The organism is Chrysosporum bergii ANA360D (genome assembly GCF_029891735.1).
GTDB classification, from domain to species: domain Bacteria; phylum Cyanobacteriota; class Cyanobacteriia; order Cyanobacteriales; family Nostocaceae; genus Umezakia; species Umezakia bergii.
The window spans coordinates 1-18,638 of the sequence record NZ_JANQDH010000089.1 but is presented as its reverse complement, the minus strand read 5'-3'; the positions used below and the strand labels follow the sequence as shown (position 1 = coordinate 18,638).

General features: G+C 40.2%; 16 protein-coding genes. 6 read left to right on the top strand and 10 right to left on the bottom strand.

Annotated elements, in window-relative coordinates; translation table 11 throughout:
• Positions 1–73 precede the first annotated feature (73 nt).
• Entirely contained in the window at positions 74–235 is a 162-nt protein-coding gene (locus NWP17_RS13130) for a transposase (protein ID WP_280655342.1), read from the top strand.
• Here the strand turns inward: NWP17_RS13130 and NWP17_RS13125 are convergent.
• Both NWP17_RS13125 and cysS read right to left on the bottom strand, forming a co-directional pair.
• Complete coding sequence (locus NWP17_RS13125) at positions 225–1,349, bottom strand: AI-2E family transporter (protein ID WP_280655341.1); 1,125 nt, start codon at positions 1,347–1,349, stop codon at positions 225–227. The genes NWP17_RS13130 and NWP17_RS13125 overlap by 11 nt on opposite strands.
• 96 nt (positions 1,350–1,445) lie before the next feature.
• The gene (gene cysS, locus NWP17_RS13120) at positions 1,446–2,897 is read right to left on the bottom strand and encodes a cysteine--tRNA ligase (RefSeq protein WP_280655340.1); all 1,452 of its coding nucleotides are present in this window, start codon (positions 2,895–2,897) and stop codon (positions 1,446–1,448) included.
• A gap of 145 nt (positions 2,898–3,042) precedes the next feature.
• Here cysS and NWP17_RS13115 point away from each other — a divergent pair, with 145 nt between their 5' ends.
• A complete protein-coding gene (locus tag NWP17_RS13115; RefSeq protein WP_280655339.1) occupies positions 3,043–4,083 on the top strand; it encodes a CobW family GTP-binding protein in 1,041 nt (346 codons plus the stop codon).
• A 123-nt stretch (positions 4,084–4,206) separates the two neighbouring features.
• On the opposite strand, the gene NWP17_RS13110 is transcribed toward NWP17_RS13115, so the two are convergent.
• Positions 4,207–6,078 carry a PAS domain-containing protein gene (locus NWP17_RS13110; protein ID WP_280655338.1) on the bottom strand — a complete coding sequence of 624 codons (1,872 nt, stop codon included), beginning with the start codon at positions 6,076–6,078 and terminating at the stop codon, positions 4,207–4,209.
• 413 nt (positions 6,079–6,491) lie between these two features.
• Here NWP17_RS13110 and NWP17_RS13105 point away from each other — a divergent pair, with 413 nt between their 5' ends.
• Entirely contained in the window at positions 6,492–7,880 is a 1,389-nt protein-coding gene (locus NWP17_RS13105) for an AAA-like domain-containing protein (RefSeq protein ID WP_280655337.1), read from the top strand.
• Between the two features lie 11 nt (positions 7,881–7,891).
• Here NWP17_RS13105 and NWP17_RS13100 read toward each other — a convergent pair whose 3' ends face one another.
• The 5 genes from NWP17_RS13100 to NWP17_RS13080 all read right to left on the bottom strand — a co-directional run bounded on the left by NWP17_RS13100 (position 7,892) and on the right by NWP17_RS13080 (position 13,382).
• Positions 7,892–9,676, bottom strand: a complete 1,785-nt coding sequence (locus tag NWP17_RS13100) for a M61 family metallopeptidase (protein ID WP_280655336.1) — start codon at positions 9,674–9,676, stop codon at positions 7,892–7,894.
• A 537-nt stretch (positions 9,677–10,213) separates the two neighbouring features.
• Positions 10,214–10,897 carry a Crp/Fnr family transcriptional regulator gene (locus tag NWP17_RS13095; protein ID WP_280655335.1) on the bottom strand — a complete coding sequence of 228 codons (684 nt, stop codon included), beginning with the start codon at positions 10,895–10,897 and terminating at the stop codon, positions 10,214–10,216.
• 212 nt (positions 10,898–11,109) lie between these two features.
• Positions 11,110–12,243 carry a HetZ-related protein 2 gene (locus NWP17_RS13090; RefSeq protein ID WP_280655334.1) on the bottom strand — a complete coding sequence of 378 codons (1,134 nt, stop codon included), beginning with the start codon at positions 12,241–12,243 and terminating at the stop codon, positions 11,110–11,112.
• 396 nt (positions 12,244–12,639) lie between these two features.
• Positions 12,640–12,990 (bottom strand): carbon dioxide-concentrating mechanism protein CcmK, encoded by a 351-nt coding sequence (locus NWP17_RS13085; protein ID WP_280655333.1) that lies wholly within the window; start codon positions 12,988–12,990, stop codon positions 12,640–12,642.
• An 83-nt stretch (positions 12,991–13,073) separates the two neighbouring features.
• The gene (locus NWP17_RS13080; protein WP_280655332.1) at positions 13,074–13,382 is read right to left on the bottom strand and encodes a carbon dioxide-concentrating mechanism protein CcmK; all 309 of its coding nucleotides are present in this window, start codon (positions 13,380–13,382) and stop codon (positions 13,074–13,076) included.
• A 114-nt stretch (positions 13,383–13,496) separates the two neighbouring features.
• On the opposite strand from NWP17_RS13080, the gene NWP17_RS13075 reads away from it, so the two are divergent.
• Positions 13,497–14,384 carry an alpha/beta fold hydrolase gene (locus NWP17_RS13075; RefSeq protein ID WP_280655331.1) on the top strand — a complete coding sequence of 296 codons (888 nt, stop codon included), beginning with the start codon at positions 13,497–13,499 and terminating at the stop codon, positions 14,382–14,384.
• A 12-nt stretch (positions 14,385–14,396) separates the two neighbouring features.
• Here NWP17_RS13075 and NWP17_RS13070 read toward each other — a convergent pair whose 3' ends face one another.
• Together NWP17_RS13070 and NWP17_RS13065 are read right to left on the bottom strand one after the other, a co-directional pair.
• Positions 14,397–14,957, bottom strand: coding sequence for a hypothetical protein (locus NWP17_RS13070; protein WP_280655330.1), 561 nt, complete (start codon positions 14,955–14,957; stop codon positions 14,397–14,399).
• A gap of 142 nt (positions 14,958–15,099) precedes the next feature.
• A complete protein-coding gene (locus tag NWP17_RS13065; RefSeq protein WP_280655329.1) occupies positions 15,100–15,276 on the bottom strand; it encodes a hypothetical protein in 177 nt (58 codons plus the stop codon).
• Between the two features lie 190 nt (positions 15,277–15,466).
• Between NWP17_RS13065 and NWP17_RS13060 the strand changes: the two genes are divergently transcribed.
• Both NWP17_RS13060 and NWP17_RS13055 read left to right on the top strand, forming a co-directional pair.
• Complete coding sequence (locus NWP17_RS13060; RefSeq protein ID WP_280655328.1) at positions 15,467–18,361, top strand: lamin tail domain-containing protein; 2,895 nt, start codon at positions 15,467–15,469, stop codon at positions 18,359–18,361.
• Between the two features lie 63 nt (positions 18,362–18,424).
• Positions 18,425–18,638, top strand: a 214-nt coding sequence (locus NWP17_RS13055; RefSeq protein WP_280655327.1) for a DUF2887 domain-containing protein, incomplete at its 3' end; no start/stop codon positions are given.

The following is an 18,638-nucleotide window of genomic DNA, read 5'->3' as shown; positions in this document are numbered from 1 at the left end:
CCCCAACGATACCCACAGCCAGAGCAAATCAGCCTAGTATGTTCCCAATAGATTATACACTGTTTAAGCAAAAATGACAAGTGGGTTAAGACATGAAAGACATAGTATCTCAGTCCTGAAAATACACTTGGTTTCTGTTACTAAGTATAGAAGAAAAATTTTTACGCATGAAAGTCTTGAACTAATTTACAAATCATTTGTAGAGGTACTTGAAAGATGGATTTTCACATACTAGCTGTATCTGTAGTTGGTGGTTGACTGTCTGAACTTACGGGGAGTTGATAAAGGGGGGATTTTTCTTCTTTTAACAATTTTGGCTGTAAATAGAGGTTTTCTACAAGTACACCTACACCAGCTACCCAAGGGGGAACGATAACAGCGCCAATAATCCCTAAAACTTGTGTTCCCCCTAGTACGGCTAAAAGTTGATACAAGGGACGCACTCGCACTGAGGAACCTACTAGTAAGGGGTCTAGTAGATAGGTTTCTAGATTTTGTATGATGATAAACAATAGCAATACCCAGAGAAAAGTTAAGCCCCCTTGGGGAATTGCTACAATTAAGGCGGGAATTGCCCCTAATACTGGTCCTACAAAGGGAATTAAGTTAGTAAAGCCAGCAATTACCCCCAGGGCTAAGGCAAATTCTGAGAGTCCTAATATTCTCAAGCCTAGGGTAATCACAAAACCTAAAATTGCCGAAACTAAAACTCGCCCTTGAACATATCCCCCCATGCGGCGAGATATGGGGATCACTTGGTCGGCTAGACGTTGATCCCAGGGTTGGGGAAATAAGCTGACCAAACCTTTAATTAAGTTTTTACTGCCTGCTACCATGTAGCCGGACATGACTAAAGCTAAAATTAGATTGACCACCCCGCCAATGAAGCCACGAGTAAAGCCAAAGGAACGCACAACTAATTGTTGAGTAGAACGAAATAACCAATTAGTTAAAGATTGCAAGTCAAAAAATTGTTCTAATACTTCTATTTGAGTGATACCCAACCGCAATGCAAGGTTTTCTGTAGCTTTTAATAAATTATCTAGGTAAGTTGGTAGGTTACTGACTAGGCGCTGTATTTGCTCAGAAACAGACGGACCGATAATTAAACCCAGCCCTATTAAGCCAAAAATCAAGCTGGTATAGACGATGATTACCCCTAGCCACCGGGGAACACGCATTTTTTCGGCAGCATCCACTAAAGGCGCAATGGCAGCAGCCAACACTACCGCAATCATTACTGTTACTAGTAAATTACGTAATTGCCACAGTAACACCAGGACAAGAAAGGAGGCGACAATTAGCAAAAGGTCAGATAAAGAAATAGACTGGCGCTGGTCATTGGTCATTAGTCAAAATAGAGGGGGCAGGGAATAAATCTACTAAACACAAGTGACTTCCTAAACATGATATCATTAGTCCCTGGTGTAAATATTAGCCTTAATTCAACTACGATGCCAGAGAGTACCCTCACGGCTATCTATTAATGTAATACCAAGTGCCTGTAGTTGATCACGAATGCGGTCGCTGGCGGCAAAGTTTTTAGCTTGACGGGCTGCTTGGCGTTGTTGAATCAAGTTCTCTATTTCCACATCAGTTAAAGTTTCAGTGGAGGGGGTTTGGGCTTCTGGCAGGGCGACTAAACCAAAAACTTCTGCTAATGTAACTAAGGTCTGCCATTGTTGTTTTAATTCATCTGGGGGGGTTTCGGTTTTTCCTTGATGAATAATAATATTGCTTTGGCGGCGCAGTTCCTTGGCTAATTCAAATAATACTACTAACCCACCGGGGAAATTAAAGTCATCATTAACAGCTGCTTGAAAACGTTGGATATAAACATCTGAGGTTAATTGTTGTTGGTTATCCAAATTCCATGCTAATTTGTCACCGTATTCATAGCCAAAGAGTAAACCTTCCTTGAGAGTGTGCCAACCGTTAGTAGCAGATGTGATGGCTTCGTCAGTAAAATCAAGGGGTTTACGATATTGCGCCATGAGGACAAATAACCGGACGGCCATTGGCTCAACGCCTCGGTTGAGTAGGTCTCGAATGGTGGTAAAGTTGCCTAGGGATTTGGACATTTTCTCACCGTCAACTTTCACCATACCGTTATGTAGCCAATAACGGGCTAGGGGTTTACCTGTCACTGCTTCTGATTGGGCAATTTCATTTTCATGATGCGGGAAAATTAAGTCAGCACCACCAGCATGGATATCTATTGTCTCACCCAGGCGATCGCGCACCATTGCCGAGCATTCAATGTGCCATCCCGGACGACCAGCGCCCCAAGGTGATGTCCAAGCGGGTTCTCCTGGTTTGGCAGCTTTCCAGAGAGCAAAATCAAAGGGGTCTTTCTTTTTCTGGTATTCTGGATCTGATATTTGCACGCGATCGCTTGCTCCTGCCTGCATATCTTCTAATTTGCGCCCAGACAGTTTACCATATTCATTAAATTGGCGGACTGAGTAGTAAACATCCCCATCTGCTGGGTAAGCAAAGCCTTTGTTTTCCAAATCATGAATTAAGCGTTGAATACCATTCATGGTGTGAGTAGCCCGGGGATATTCATCCGCTTTTTTCACCCCCAGCCTTTCCATATCCTCAAAATAGGCGTTAATATAACGTTCAGCCACTGCTTCCATAGATGAATGTTCTTCCCGCGCTCGGTTGAGAATTTTGTCATCAATATCGGTAAAATTTTGGATGTACCGCACCTGATAACCGATAAACTGGAGGTAGCGACGGACTACATCCCAGACTATACAAGCTCTGGCATGACCCAAATGGCAGTAATCATAAACCGTAATGCCACAGCAGTACATTTTTACATGGTCTGGTTCTACTGTGGTAAACGCTTCTGAACGACGGGTGAGAGTATTGTAAACAGTTAGGGTCATAACAGAGTAATATAGACTAAAACAGCAGGCATCACGGCCTATCATTTCTATGCTAGTACGCCTGGGCAAAATCAACCAAATCAATCCGCCGTACTACTAATTACGGTTGTTTTACATATTTAATCACATCTTGAATCATAGTGTTATGACATCAGTAGTTACTTCCGAACTTACGCCAATGGATGCACCTAAGCAAGGAATGCCAGTGACAATTATTACTGGTTTCCTTGGAAGTGGTAAGACTACCTTATTAAATCATATCCTCAGTAATCAACAAGGTTTAAAAACCGCTGTTTTAGTGAATGAGTTTGGAGAAATTGGCATTGATAACGAGCTAATTGTTTCCACGGAAGAGAATATGGTGGCTCTCAGCAACGGTTGCATTTGCTGCACTATTAATAATGACTTAGTAGATGCAGTTTATCAAGTTTTAGAACGCCAAGAAAACATAGATTATTTAGTCGTGGAAACCACGGGACTGGCTGACCCGTTACCCGTTGCTTTAACATTTATGAGTACAGAATTACGAGATTTAACCCGTCTCGATTCTATTATCACTGTAGTAGATGCAGCTAACTATAGCCTGGATTTATTTAACTCCCAGGCAGCATATAGTCAAATTGCCTATGGGGATGTGATTATACTCAATAAAACAGATTTAGTTGATGAAGCTACTGTAAAGGAATTGGAAGGGAAAATTAGTGCAGTCAAAGAAGATGCTAGAATTATCCGCACCCAGCGATCGCAAGTTCCACTGCCTTTAATTCTCAGTGTGGGTTTGTTTACATCTGATAATTATTTTGCTCCTGTGGATGAACATGACCACCATCATGACCACCACCATGACCACCACCATGACCACCATCATGATCATTCCCACCATTTAGAAAATGATGGTTTTACTTCCATATCCTTCCAAAGTCACCAGCCCTTTAACATCAGAAAATTCCAGTATTTCTTAGATAATCAATTACCAGCCAATATTTTCCGGGCTAAGGGAATTATCTGGTTTGATGAAAGTCCCAGTCGTCATATTTTCCATCTTTGCGGTAAACGCTTTACCTTAGATGATGATGAATGGAAGGGTACACCAAAAACTCAGTTAGTGCTAATTGGTCAAAATTTAGATCGTGACACCCTCATAAATCAGTTAGAAAATTGTGTTTGTGTCCCTTCTAGAACTTGAGCATTAGAAATCAAGCAACCATACAACTCAAGCCCATAGAGCCTTCCTAAAAGGAAGGCCGGGCGGGTGAGTGAAAAACCTGACAAAATATGGTTAAGGAAGCTCGTTTAGGTTAAGCTGAGACTAAAAACTGGCGCGTTTTCTCATGTCGGTATAGTGTCTTGCTGTTGTGTTCATTTCAATAATAAATTCTGTACCTTGACCTAATTGAGAGTTGCACTTGAGTTTACCATGATGTTTTTCCACAATAATTTTGTGACTGATTGATAGTCCTAAACCTTTGCCTTTACCCATGGGTTTAGTAGTGAAAAATGGTTCAAATATCCGCCTTTTAATGTGGGGTAAAATTCCTTGACCGTTGTCATAAATGTGAATGAGAACTTTTTGCTTTTTCGGCGGTAGTTGCTCAAATCTATGGGTTTCATTGCTGGTCACTAATGATAAGTGACTAGTTACAACTTCCGTACGAATGCAAATCTGGGGAATGAAGGCATAGTCTTGTTTCATCCTTTCTTCTAAGGCATCAATGGCATTATTCAAAATATTCATGAATACCTGATTTAGCTCCCCACCATAACACTCAATTAAAGGCAATTCTCCAAAATATTTAATAACTTCAATTCCCGGTCTATCTTCCTTTTGCTTGAGACGATGCTGCAATATTCTTAAAACACTATTGATTCCTTCATGTAGGTTAGTTTTTTTCATCTTACCTGCATCATCAAGGCTGGAAAAATTACGCAGAGCAGAAATAATTTCCTCAATGCGTTCAGAACCAGATCGCATTGACCACAAGAGTTTTAAAAAGTCTGTTTTGATTAAACTCAAGTCTAATTTTTGCAAATAAGAGGTAATTCCTGGCTGTGGTTTTGGGTAGTAGTATTGGTATAGTTCAATCAGTTTAATTAAGTCTTCAGCATACTGACTAGCAGGATGAAGATTACTATAAATAAAGTTAACCGGATGATAAATTTCGTCAGCCATCTCCGCCACAGTTTGACCGAGATTAGCCATTTTATCGTTTTGTAATAGTTGGCGTTGAGTAATTTGCAAATGTTGTGATATTTCTTGGACTTGTTCCCAGACTTGCTGTTGCTGAATAGAGACCGCTATTTGTTGACTGATATATGTAACGGTGTCTATTTGCCATTTTTGCCACTGATGCTGATGACCATGGTCAGAGATAATTAACAACCCCCATAATTTATTTTTTTTATGTTGGGCGGCGGCTGGGTTTTCAGATTCTTGTTGTTTTAATAAAATAGGGAATACTAAATTGCTGTTAAATTGTAACTCACTAGATAATTTATCTATTGTCTTGGTTTCTTTTTTGATGCTTAACTGGTATGTTTCTAAGTCCTTCTCAGATATGGAAACTTGAATATCTATATTTTGCCAAGATGCTAAAGGCGGGGTTAAAGATTCAACAACTACCTCACTTCTACCGTTAGGTTGAATTGAGTAGATTACAACTTGGTTAATTTGCAGAAAATGGCGGATTTCTTGTAACACATTGGCTAGTAAGTTATTGAGTTTATAACTAGAATTAATGTGTTTACTAACATTTTTCAATACCTGTTCCTGCTTTTGATACTGTTGCAAATTTTCTTGCCATATTTTCTCCTGAGTAATATCCCTATGTGTTCCTATCATCCATACTGGTTGACCAAATTTATCCCACTCTAATACTTGCCCACTAGAGAAAATCCACTTCCATTGACCAGATTTAGCCAACATTCTCAATTCAATTTCAAACTTAGGTTTGTCACCTTGGAGATATTCTTGTAATACCTGTTGAAGTTTTGACCAATCTTGTGGGTGTACAAGTTGTTGAAAAGATTGATAGTGGTTGGTAATTTCTTCTACTTGATAGCCTAAAATTCTCTTCCACTGAGGGTCGTAATAGGTTTGGTTAGTAACTAAATTCCAATTCCACCAGCCCAAACCACTCGTGGATAAGGCTATTTGTAAGGCTGCTTGTGAGTGTTGAACCATGGATAAGTCTCCCGGCAAACATAGAGCAACAAGGTATTACTCATCTTGAATTAAATATAGGAAAAGTCAAAGGGAGTGGTGTAACTTCTGGGGCGGTGGTTAATATCAGATTTGAAAAATAATCAGCTACATTTTGGGGAGTTTTAATGTCAAAATATCAGATTTTAAGTATCTAATATTACGTTTTAAATTGGCTAAAATACCTGGTAATTATCAGAGAAAAAATTATAAAATTAATGTATGTCAGATATTTCAGATTAAAGGAATCTTGTCAAGATGTTTTTGTAGCTCCTTGCTAGGAAAACTGGCTTTGACTCACATCAGGGAGGCTACATCAATTAAAATCCTCAGAAGCAGAAGTTTAATTGCCAAAAATCTGAGGAAATTTCACATAAAATTAAGGCTGATCACCAATGACTATAGATGAAGTCGTATTGTTACTAAAAGCCAGCCAGGTAAATGGTTTGACGACACTGCAAGAAATGATTTTGCGTTCTTCTTGGGAGGGAAAAACTTATACAACTATAGCCTTTGAAGCCCACTACGGCGGAGAACGTGTCAGGAAAGTTGCTGCTCATTTATGGCAATTGTTGAGCGATTTTTTGGGGGAACCCATTAATAAATATAACTTTCGGCAAACTTTATCAACTCGCAGTCTCAGCAAAACTCATCAACAGTTAATTAAAGAGTTTAACCGTACCGCTACCGCCACATCTTTGGAATTTCCCAATGGTCCAGTGTCCCTTGGCTCTAGATTCTACATTCCTCGCCCGCCTGTTGAGGAACTTGCTTATGCAGAAATAGCAGTACCGGGAAGTGTGATTTGTATTCAAGCCCCTAAGAAGATGGGAAAAAGTTCTTTGATTCTCAGGGTGATGGAACGCGCTCATCATCAAGGCTTTTGCACTGTGAATCTGGATTTTCAACAAGCAGATCAAGCGGTTTTTAGCAGTTTGGATAAATTTTTACGGTGGTTGTGTGCCAATGTTAGCAGGGAGTTACACCTGGAACCAAAACTGAATGATTACTGGGATGAGGATATGGGTAGTAAAGTTAGCTGCTCTGTGTATTTTCAAAAGTATTTGTTATCTGCTGCTAAAAATCCTTTGGTTTTGGTATTAAATGAGGTGGATTGGGTATTTGATTATCCTGATATTGCTGGAGAATTTTTACCATTAATTCGTTCTTGGTATGAACAGTCAAGAATGTTGGAGATTTGGCAAAAACTCCGTTTAGTATTAGTTTATGCCCAGGAAATGCTAATTCCTTTCAAGTTGACAAAATCCCCTTTTAATATAGGTTTGTTGATTAAGTTGCCAAGTTTGACAAAAGAGCAAGTAGAAGATTTAGCACAACGTCACGGGTTAGATTGGCTTGATAGTAAGAAGACTGAAAGTTTAATGGCTATGGTGGGGGGACATCCTTATTTAATCAGATTGGCTTTATATCATCTTGTGGGTAGAGGAGGGTTAAAAGGAAACCTAGAGGAATTAATACAACAAGCACCTACTACTATGGGGATTTATCATGAGTATTTAAAACAGTATGTGTTGCTGCTGAGACGGGATCCGGAATTGGCAAGTGCTTTTTATGAGGTAATTACTGCCATCAATCATGTGAAACTAGAGCCAGTTAGCGCATATAAATTACAAAGTATGGGGCTAGTACATTGCGATGGCCATGGCTGTGTTCCTGGGTGTGAGTTGTATCGTTTATATTTCCGCGCCCAACTGAACAGTTTTGAGGACGTTACTATGACTAATAAATTGGTAAACCTACACTGTGCTAATAGGCCAGTGTAGGTGAGTTAGTTTTAACTTAAGCTAACTATGGGTGCGCCTAACCACCCAGCACCATTTTCTTGTTGCTCCGAGTCGGGATTGGGGAGGGGGAGGATGTGAAACTTAGTGGGACGTGGTGTGTCTAAGGTAACGGAATAGTTACGTAATTCATCATGGTGAAAAACTGTGATTTCAATAGTATCCTGTGGTTGATAATCCTTGAGGCGATCGCTTAGGTGATGTCCTGTTAAGCGGATTCCTTCAATGGCCAATAACTCATCACCTGCATCAATTCCCGCTAGTTGTGCTGGTGAATCAGTTTCCACAAATTTAACCACTTCTCGCCCATGTTCTGTTTTTAACTTTATCCCTAAATAAGGTTCTTCCTCCCGTTCTGGTACAAGATGCAAGCCGAAAGGTTCCAAGTAATGATTAAAAGGTAATTCCTCGGTGCTATTAATGTAGCGTTTCAAGAAGTCAGTTAAATCTACACCTGCTACTGATTCAATTACTTCCTGCAACTGTTCCGGAGTGTAGCCAATTTCCGCTTGCCCAAATTTCCGCCACATTTGCCGCATCACATCATCGAGCGATCGCTGATTATTAGATCGCGCTCTGATCAGCAAATCTAGCAATAAAGAAACCATTTCCCCTTTCAAATAGTATGACATTTGGGAATTATTGCTATTAGCATCTGGACGATAAAGTTTAATCCAAGCATCAAAACTGGAATCACCCAGTGGTTGCACCTTGCGCCCTGGGGTGGTCAGAAATCTGCTAATTTCCTTACTCAAATGATTTAAATAGGACTTAGCATCATAAATACCAGCCCGGAGAGGAATTAACAAGTCATAGTAACTTGTAGTTCCTTCACAGAACCACAGACAAGAGGTATAGTTTTCCTGGTCGTAATCAAAAACTTCTAAACCCTTGGGGCGAATACGCTTAACATTCCACAGGTGAAAAAATTCATGTGCGACCAATTGTATAAAGCGTTCATACTTATCCTGAGTGCGAAAGCCAAAACGCTGGTAAATCAATGAGCAACAGTTTTTATGTTCTAAGCCTCCATAAGCTTGGCCAAGCAGATGTAGGATAAAAAGATATCTTTCGTAGGGTAAACCCCCAAACATCTGGGCTTCTACTTCAACAATTTTGCGGATATCAGCGATTGCCCGTTGTGATTCTAAATTGCCTTCTCCCCACACTGCTAACTCATGGGGCTTCCCCAAAACCTCAAAATAATATGATTGGTGCGTACCAATTTCAAAAGGGCTATCCACCAAAGTGTCAAAATCAGCAGCTGAGAAACTATTAACGTGGTCACCAATTGGTGGTAAGGAAGTGGTTACCCGCCAATTAGGATAGGGTGGTATAACGGTAATCTGAATTGGTATACTCTCCCAGCCAGGGATTCTAAAAAACATGGCCGCACCGTTAAAATAACCGTGGCTAGTATCCAAATGATTGGTTCTTACTGTTAGCTCATTGGCAAATATCTGGTAACTTACAGTTAATTCTGAAGCGCCTTTTGTATTAATTCGCCAGTGGTTTTTACTGATTTTTTGCCAAGGTAAAGGCTTATCCCCAACAAAAGCGCCAAAGTGTTGTAAATTTTTGGCGTATTCTCGCACCAGGTATGACCCTGGTGTCCATACAGGCATTTTTAAATCAACAGTGGTAGATGAGTAGTTGATCAGCTGCAATGTTACCTCAAACAGATGTGTTTCTGGTTGAGGCATTGCCACCAGGTAATGAATCATCGGTACTTTTTCCTGGATGCCAATCTGGATACGAGGTGCTGTTGCTTCGGTCATTTGTAATTAAAAGTTATAATTTCTGAATCAATAGTTAATAGTCAATAGTCAATAGTTAACAGTTAACAACAACTAGCTAACTTAAAACTGACTGACACTGCCCATACTCAAAGACCAAGGGATGTTCACTGTCCGTGGATTCCTCATAATTTACACCCTGTAAGTATAGTGACCGTATTACCCACGGCAGTACTAAACTTTCCCATCAGGCCATTTGAATAGATTTAACTAGCTTGAGATGAACTCAATATAAGTAGTTTCCCACATTTAATCAATTTCCTCTCCAAAATATTACGTTTATGATGATACACAAAGAGCAACTATTCCCATGCTTGACTGAGGTAAACCCCATTTGCTGGGCTGATTTTGGTCTGTAACCCAGATACAAATCCAGGTGGGGTGATTCAAAATACCCCCAGACAGTCCAATAAATACAGCTTAATCTACTAAAATAACATATTGCTGGCTAATGGTCTATTCATCTTGAGTAAAAATACAAGGGTGAGAACCTCATTCACCCACTGTCAAGTCCATAGGTCAAACCTTACTAGCTAGGTTAACCAATTTGTCCCAGTTAGCAAGTGCAATAATATTATTGGCACTGTCAATGGTGATCCAGCCTTTTTCGTGTAACTTTTGCATGATTTTGCTAGTTTCTTCTAGGCTGATTTCTGCCACCTCGGCTAAATCCTGAAAAGCAATATTCAAAATTTCCTTACCCTGACTTGATTCTTGTCCATAGCTTTCCCCCAAACTAACTAATGTATGAGCAAGTTTGACAGCAGGGGGACAAGAGCGAATTTGTAAGCGCTGGTTAATTTGTCGTAATCGTCGCACCATTAGTTGCAACATACGGTGATGTAACTGGGGGTCTTTAAATAAGACTTGAATAAAACGCTCTCTAGAGATACTGAACAACTTCACCGGTGAAAGAGCAATTACATCAGTGGAACGGGGGGACTCATCCAAAATTGCCATTTCACCAAAAAAATCACCCCGGCCTAAAATTGCCAAAGTTATAGAATCATCTCCAGAAATGCGCCGCACTTTCACCCAACCGGAAATTAGGAAATAAACTGCGTTACCCCAAGCATCTTCCATCAACACGGCTCGCCCAACAGGGTATTGGTGTTCAACGGCCACATTGATGAGCCATTCTAAAGTTTGTGGATTGGCTGTACTTAGTAAGGGGAAAAGTTGACTAAAAACCTCAGTTTGCATATATTATTTGAGATAAATAAATAATTTTGTATATTACGCCTGATGTGAGTTAAAAAAACACCGGTGCTATCCGATATTTTCCGTATTTAGTCCCATTCATAGTTTTTTACCTCATGGTGCAATTCACACAAGCCTAATACTTGTTTTATTATAAGTGTTCGTGCTAACTTGATATTACACACTAAAGTTTTAGTATTCAAGCCCTGAACTTGCTACTCCTGATTTCTTAAAGATTGGGCTGCAATATAGATTTTTGCCCATTCACCCATGACTTGATGAGTTTTCATCTGTAGATTTTGAGCTACTGTTTCTATAGAGTTACCTGCTTTACGCAAATCTAGGATTTGTCGCCTCAAGGGAGTTAAGTTTTGATAGAGTTGCTGCCATTGGTTTTGAGTTAGCCCTAAATTATTTTCTTGGAGAGAAGTGGCTAACCAGTTTTCCACCAGTTCTGGTTGAGCTTTGAGCGCAAAAACCCGCACCGCATGATAGCTGATTTTTTCTCGCAGTCGGTAAATTTCTTTGATGGGTTTATGGAGTTTTTTGGCGATTTCATGTTGAGATTTGCCCTGTAGATATAATTTGAGCCACTCTGCTGCCTCTTGTCCTAAATTTTCTTGTAAATAGTCGGTAAATTCCTGTTTTACTAACTGCCGCAGCGCTTGTTGATCTTCTATTTCTTGTGCTTGTTGATATTCGGCGATCGCTTGGTTATCTGCCAAGCTCACTGGACTATCATTATCCTCTGGCAGGATTTCTTCGGAAACAACCTTAACCAATTCATTGTTTGGTACTTGGGTTAAGCCACCACGTTGATTGCGTCGTAGGTAGTTGACGAATCTGTATACTAGCAAAGGGTGATTGCGTATTGGGCGCATAGAATATTCTTCTATACTGGCAAATAATAAACTATCCCGCAGATGTTTATCAGTGGTAACCTCAGCGATAGAAACCATTTGCTGGCGGATATACTTATCTGTTTGCAGTAATTCTTGTAAAACTTCTTGCAAGACATCTAGAACAGTACGCTGGCGATCGCGACTGAGAGAAACCCAAGTTTCAATTTTATTGCGTAATGTGATTAAACTGCCTAGACGAGTTAGGAGGTTGTAATAAGCACGGTCTCGACTCACCCCCAAGTAGCGTTGACGTAAAATTTTCCACCGATATTCCATGGCTTGTTGAGCAATGACAAGTTCTTGAGGATTAAGTTGATCTAAACGTTGTAAGTCATCTCCTAAAAGCCAGAAAACAATGCTTTCTCTGTTGGCAAGACTTTCTTCTGGACACTCCGTAACTAGACGACTGCCCCAATGCTGTGCTAATGTTTCAATATCTGTCGTCATAGCCAGATTGCGCTCCTTAAAACCCTGTATTCAAGTTGGCACACAGACCAACCCCATTAATCATCATTAAATGATCATCTGGCGGTTGCTACATGAGTATGTCTTTGTCATCCAGACATCCCATAGTCATTTTCTTATTACGTCTGGACTGACTCAATATATGGAACATTTACAGAAAATTTTGGAAATCTAGTTTTTCTCTTACTTAGGGCTTACCGTTATTTTGTTTGATTACAGGGATTTTCAGCTAAATGAACCACATTTATACCTCTATCTCACTTGTTTAGGAAAAGCTATAAGCAAATCCCCAACTTTTCAAAAAAGCGGGGACTATATCCTTGGTATTAACACCTCTACTAGGTTGGTGTTTATTTAGGCTTTTTAACCAACCCCTGATTACCTGTTGGTTGATCTGACAATGGGATTTTCTACAGAATCCCGATATTGTTGGACTTGATCGGTATAGGCGATGGGGAGAACCGCTTCTACGTTTTCATGGGGACGGGGAATAATGACCCAGGATTCCAAAGTACCGCCATAAACATTTTCTGCGGCTTCAACACCAGCAGCCATAGCCGTTTTTACCTCAGAAACATCCCCGCGAATATTGACTGTAAAACGAGCGCTACCGACTCTGATATAACCAACCAAGGTGACGCGACCAGCTTTAACCATTGCATCAGCTGCTGCTAGTACAGCAGGAAAACCTTTTGTTTCCAGTGAGCCAACGGCTTGTAGTGATGACATTAGTAATCTCCTGTAGGAATAAATGTATGTGGTGGGACAAATGTATTTTCCCCACATCTGGGTGGAAATCAAGAATTGACCGATTAGATACGGAACGGTTCAGATTTGGATGTGAAGTGGATGGGTAAAATGGTTTCCACATTTTCTGGGGGGTTGGGAACAATATAGTGGGTGATGACTTTACCACCATAAGCTTCTTCTCCAGCTAAGATTCCTGCATCTACAGCTCTTTTCACTTCCGCCACCTGTCCGCGAACAGCAACTAACAAGCGAGCGCTTTCAGCTTGACCATAATAAACAATTGTGACTGCGGCAGATTTAACCATTGCATCAGCTGCTGCTAGTACAGCAGGAAAGCCTAGGGTTTCAATTACGCCAACCGCCATTGGCATGGCATTAGCTCCTCAGACAAAAAAAATGAAGTGATATTAATTGTACGAGGCTTTCGTACATCTTTTGACATTTGGATAAATTTTCTCTTCCCAAATGCTGTAAACTAAGGAGTTATGTATCCAAGTTTCTTACCCCCCACTGTTGGGCAACTGACAGAATCTACCTCCATCGCCTTGGCCCAAAGTATTCACAGTCAAGCGATCGCCACCCCTTTAATTAATCAATCAATTACCACCACCTATGTTCAACAAGGTAGTGGTGGTGTGCCTATTTTATTAATTCACGGCTTCGACAGTTCCCTATTAGAATTTCGCCGACTTGTACCACTGCTAGCGGGAAATCAGGAAACCTGGGCTGTAGATTTATTAGGCTTTGGGTTCACACAGAGAATTGCTGATCTAAAATTTAGCCCCATCACCATTAAAACTCATTTGTATTTTTTCTGGAAAAGCCTTATTAACCAACCTGTGATTTTGGTGGGTGCGTCTATGGGGGGAGCTGCTGCCATTGATTTTACTTTAAGTTATCCAGAGGTAGTACAAAAACTGGTGTTAATAGACAGCGCTGGTTTAACAGGGGGTTCACCTTTGAGTAAATTCATGTTTTCCCCTTTGGATTCTTGGGCGGCTAATTTTTTGCGTAATCCTAATGTACGTCGTCGCATTTCCCGCACTGCTTACAAAAATAAGCTTCTCGCCTCAGTTGATGCTCAACTGTGTGCTGGATTACACCTAGGAATGCCTAATTGGAGTCAAGCGTTAATAGCTTTCACTAAAAGCGGTGGTTATAGCGCCTTTAAACCCCAGCAACTTGGGGGGATTACACAACCAACTTTAATTTTATGGGGTGATACAGATCAAATTTTAGGCACTAGAGATGCGAAAAAGTTTAACCAGTCCATGCCCCATAGTACATTAGTTTGGATTAAAGACTCTGGTCACGTCCCCCATTTGGAACAGCCACAAATTACCGCCCAGCACATTTTAGAATTTCTGTCTTAGGGAATAATAATTTTAGTCTAATAACCAAGTGTTGTCAGCAGAAATATCATCTTCTTTTTTAGGTTCTATGAGATGTTCAGGAATGCGGTGAGACTTTTTATAGCCGACTGGGTTATATTTTTCTTGTACTTGGATAGCTGACCTGTGTGTTTTTTCTGATGTCGTGGGCTTTTTCTGGTTTCCTGGGACTGAGGAATTGCTTTCTTCAATTAATTTAGAATTAGCTTCCGCAAGGTTTAATGCGGTTTTTTTCACTTCGTGCAGTTCTTTTGTGAGTCTTTCTGTTAATATTTGTTCTTCATATAAAGCTGATTGTAAATCTGTGATTTGCTGTTGGAGAATTTTTTCTTTTTCTTGAGATTGTTGCAGAGTTTGTTTTAATTCTTCGACGGTTGATTGTAACTTATCTTGATTAGACATATCCTTAAGAAGAGTTGCTTTTGCTGGCGGAGTGGGTAAATTCTGTTCCTTAACTTCTTCGGCTGTAATTTCAATGGCAGCTTGATTTTCCAAAGGTATCAATTTTTGTGGTTCTTGTGGTAATAATTCAGAAATATTATGTTGATTAACCATTATCTCCTCCAATCATCCAGTAATTCATCAGTCACAATCAGTAGTTTACAGCGCAATTCACACAATTGAGGTAGAGTTGACAATAAAAACTTATTTACGATTTAGTTTATCAAAAAAACAGTTTACCTGATCAAAAAGCTTTTCAGGAACGAAAACGCCAAGGAAAATTAACAGCAGTTTCAGCAATGTTAGCCGTCGGTTTAACTACAGGACAAGTAGCAGCAGATTTAAAATTGAGTATATAAGATGTCAACCAAGCTACATAACAGCAGACTGGTAGGGAAGAGGCGTAACCACAGCAATCATATTTTACAATCATATTTCACAACATCAATTTGTGTAAATTTTCGTAATTTAATTCAAGATTAACAAGTCCTAATAGTAATATCAAAAAGCAAAAAAAGTCTAAGTTGGACTTCGTTATTCATAAAGTGCAGACAACCACCATGATTACTTCATTCCCATGCCTCCTTACAATCAAAGGAAATGTATCAGACATTTCGGGTACATTGTCAAATGCAACCTTTGACAATCAAGGACCAGGGGGGAACACAGCAGTACACATTAACGGTGCAGATAATTCATTTGTTTCCTTTGGTACTCAAATCGGTCAATTTGGTATCAGCGATTTTACCTTAGCTTTTTGGGTGCAAACAACAGAGTCCCATCGTTACTTTGACATAGCTGGGAACCGTGCAGCAGGCTCTCATGGCAACTTTTTCTGTATTCGCATGACCGGTAAACATGAATCTCGACCTGGTGGGATCATTGCATCTGAAGTAGATCAAGATCAGAATGGTACTAACTATATAGGTGTAGAAAGTAAAACGGCCGGATTCAATGACGGAAAATGGCATCACCTAGCAGTAGTACGCCAAGGTACATCCCTAAAACTATATATTGACGGCGTAATCTCAGGAAATGCCACCGGAAATGGGGTAGCCAATATTGCTAATGGTAATGCCTTTAAACTAGGTCGCTCTCTTGTCGGGGTTGATAGAAAATTCGCCCCCAACGCTCGTTATAGTGGACTGTGTGTTTACGATAAAGCCTTGAATGACAGTGATATCTCCAGCTTATTTTTCTCCGCGATCGCCATCAAACTACCAACAAATAGTAAAATCAAGCTTAAGTCTTGGAAAGGAGATTATTTACATCGTCCGGACACAGCACAAGGTGTAACAACCTGGAATACTGGTATTGGTAACGAGTGGATAGTCGAATCAATCGGTGACAACAAAATCAAGCTTAAGTCTTGGAAAGGAGATTATTTACATCGTCGTGATACATCAGAAGGTGTAACAACCTGGAATACTGGTATCGGGAATGAGTGGATAGTCGAATCAATCGGTGAGAACAAAATCAAGCTCAAGTCTTGGAAAGGAGATTATTTACATCGTCCGGACACATCAGAAGGTTTAACCACCTGGAATACTGGTATTGGTAATGAGTGGATAGTTGAACTGATTTCTACAGCCCAGCAAACCGCAGTAAATACAAACAATATCCTAGTGGGTATTGGGACGAACAATCAACTGTATATCAGAAAAACCCTCACCAGTAATTGGGAGCATATCCCCAACAGTGGTTCTGTTGTAGGTATTACAGTCATGGCTGACGGTAGTATTGTCGGTATTGGGACAAACAATCAACTGTATATCAGAAAAACCCTCACCAGTAATTGGGAGCATATCCCCAACAGTGGTTCCGTTTTAGATGTAGTGTCCTATCATGAATCTTCCCAAGCAACCAACCCCCCCGCACCCAAGCCATTGAATGGTCGAATTGTCATTAATGCAGACGAATGGACTTTAAGTGATCAAGGAATCAAGGCCGCACCAAATGGAGCCACATTTGCCCTCAATATTGCTAAATACTTTGTAGGCGATAATCAAGGCAAATTTCATGTACTTTCCAATAATTTCGGTTTAACTGGAACATCCCTGGCACAAACTATGTCCAACGCTGGTAATACTTGGACTAGGGGGATGAATATTACCGTTAACTTAGCAAGTCTGCAACAATATGACGCGATTTTTATCGGTGGGGATCCTGTAGATAACCAGGTTTTAATTGAATATGTGAAGAATGGTGGTAAGGTTTACCTCTGTGCGGGTACTGGTCAAGGAGGAGCGCACGTAGAAGCCAATAATTGGAATGCCTTTCTAAGTACTTTTGGTCTGCAATATCAGGGAATATACAACTCCATTAGCGGTAACGTGTCTGTTAATAATTCAAATCATCCTCTATTTGCTGGAGTCAAAACCCTGTATCAGAATAATGGTAACTCCATTAGTGATTTACAATCTGATTCACCACTGAATCAGATCATCCTTACTCATATTAATGGACAAGGGTTAATTGCTACTGCTGAATTTATTAAACCCGCACCACAAACTGCAAATGACTCTGTAATATCTGGGAAAGGGAATGCTCATGATCAAACTGGCAATGCTGATCAGGTGACAATTAATGATGCTATTTCGGCGCAAGCAGAACTGCCAATTCAAGAGGATGCTACACCCGAAATTACACCCGAAATTACACCTGCGACCACATCCGAAACTACACCAGAAACCCCGCACGAAACTTTAGTGAGTGACGCGGAAGAATTTACCATTACTGCCACTAAAGATGTGACTATTTCTAAATTGGTTTATAAAGGTCAAGTCAAACGCACCCAAGCTGATGAGTATATACAGATTAGCAACCTTGCTAACAGTCCAGCTGATATCTCTAATTGGAAAATCACCTCTGCGGGTAGTTCTAAACAAGTATTTACTTTCCCCCAAGGAACTATTTTAGAAGGTGGTCAGAGTTTCCGGGTTTATACAAATCAAAAACATCCTGAAAGCGGTGGTTTTTCTTTTGGTAGTAAAACTGCTATTTGGAATGATGCGGGGGATGAAGCTAAACTCTTTGACGCAGCAGGAAACAATGTTTCTACTTTCGCCTATGGAAAAAACACTATTGCAGGTATCAAAAAAGAATTAAAAGTTCCCCAGTTGCAGTTTATTGCTACTCATGCCACAATTAACAAACAAATGTCTTTAGGTGGAAAGGTAACATTTACCGAAGCTTTATCGTCAGCAATTAAGAGTTTCCTTGAGGATGACAGTGATGTTAACAGTCCTTTAGCACAGATTCTTAATCATCCTAATGCTTTTGGATTAGCTGATGGTGTTACCAAAGCAATAGCTACGGAAAAAGTCCGTTCTCTTCTGAATGAAGGCGGGATGTTGAGTTTATATCCTAATGCAAGTAGTACTCCAGCAAATGGAGAAACCGTAGAAAAATATTGGATCTTTCAGCTATCACTAGGGGCGATGGGTGGAACCACCTTCTGGGCTATTGTACCCCGTTCTGGTGAACCAACACCCTATAACTACAGCTTGAAACCATAGTACCTGAGCCAAGTTAATTAGAGGGTTGTTGAACAAGGTTTTCTGTTAGTTTAGGAGTCAGAGATGTTCCTGTACGTCTCTGAAGAAAAACCCACAAAAACTTTTACACCTGAACAGCCCTTGACGCTGCTTGACATTGGAACAGTGAAAACAGACAGCATATTTTATCGACTTTTTCAAGAATTTCCCAGCACCTTCTTTGAACTGATTGGTAATTCACCTACCACAGCCAACAATTATCAATTTTCCTCGGTGGAAGTGAAACAAACAGCCCTGA

Coding starts and splice junctions, on each gene's coding strand:
- NWP17_RS13130 (WP_280655342.1), top strand. CDS start 74: ATGACAAGTGGGTTAAGACATGAAAGACATAGTATCTCAGTCCTGAAA.
- NWP17_RS13125 (WP_280655341.1), bottom strand. CDS start 1,349: ATGACCAATGACCAGCGCCAGTCTATTTCTTTATCTGACCTTTTGCTA.
- cysS (WP_280655340.1), bottom strand. CDS start 2,897: ATGACCCTAACTGTTTACAATACTCTCACCCGTCGTTCAGAAGCGTTT.
- NWP17_RS13115 (WP_280655339.1), top strand. CDS start 3,043: ATGACATCAGTAGTTACTTCCGAACTTACGCCAATGGATGCACCTAAG.
- NWP17_RS13110 (WP_280655338.1), bottom strand. CDS start 6,078: ATGGTTCAACACTCACAAGCAGCCTTACAAATAGCCTTATCCACGAGT.
- NWP17_RS13105 (WP_280655337.1), top strand. CDS start 6,492: ATGACTATAGATGAAGTCGTATTGTTACTAAAAGCCAGCCAGGTAAAT.
- NWP17_RS13100 (WP_280655336.1), bottom strand. CDS start 9,676: ATGACCGAAGCAACAGCACCTCGTATCCAGATTGGCATCCAGGAAAAA.
- NWP17_RS13095 (WP_280655335.1), bottom strand. CDS start 10,897: ATGCAAACTGAGGTTTTTAGTCAACTTTTCCCCTTACTAAGTACAGCC.
- NWP17_RS13090 (WP_280655334.1), bottom strand. CDS start 12,243: ATGACGACAGATATTGAAACATTAGCACAGCATTGGGGCAGTCGTCTA.
- NWP17_RS13085 (WP_280655333.1), bottom strand. CDS start 12,990: ATGTCATCACTACAAGCCGTTGGCTCACTGGAAACAAAAGGTTTTCCT.
- NWP17_RS13080 (WP_280655332.1), bottom strand. CDS start 13,382: ATGCCAATGGCGGTTGGCGTAATTGAAACCCTAGGCTTTCCTGCTGTA.
- NWP17_RS13075 (WP_280655331.1), top strand. CDS start 13,497: ATGTATCCAAGTTTCTTACCCCCCACTGTTGGGCAACTGACAGAATCT.
- NWP17_RS13070 (WP_280655330.1), bottom strand. CDS start 14,957: ATGGTTAATCAACATAATATTTCTGAATTATTACCACAAGAACCACAA.
- NWP17_RS13065 (WP_280655329.1), bottom strand. CDS start 15,276: ATGATTGTAAAATATGATTGCTGTGGTTACGCCTCTTCCCTACCAGTC.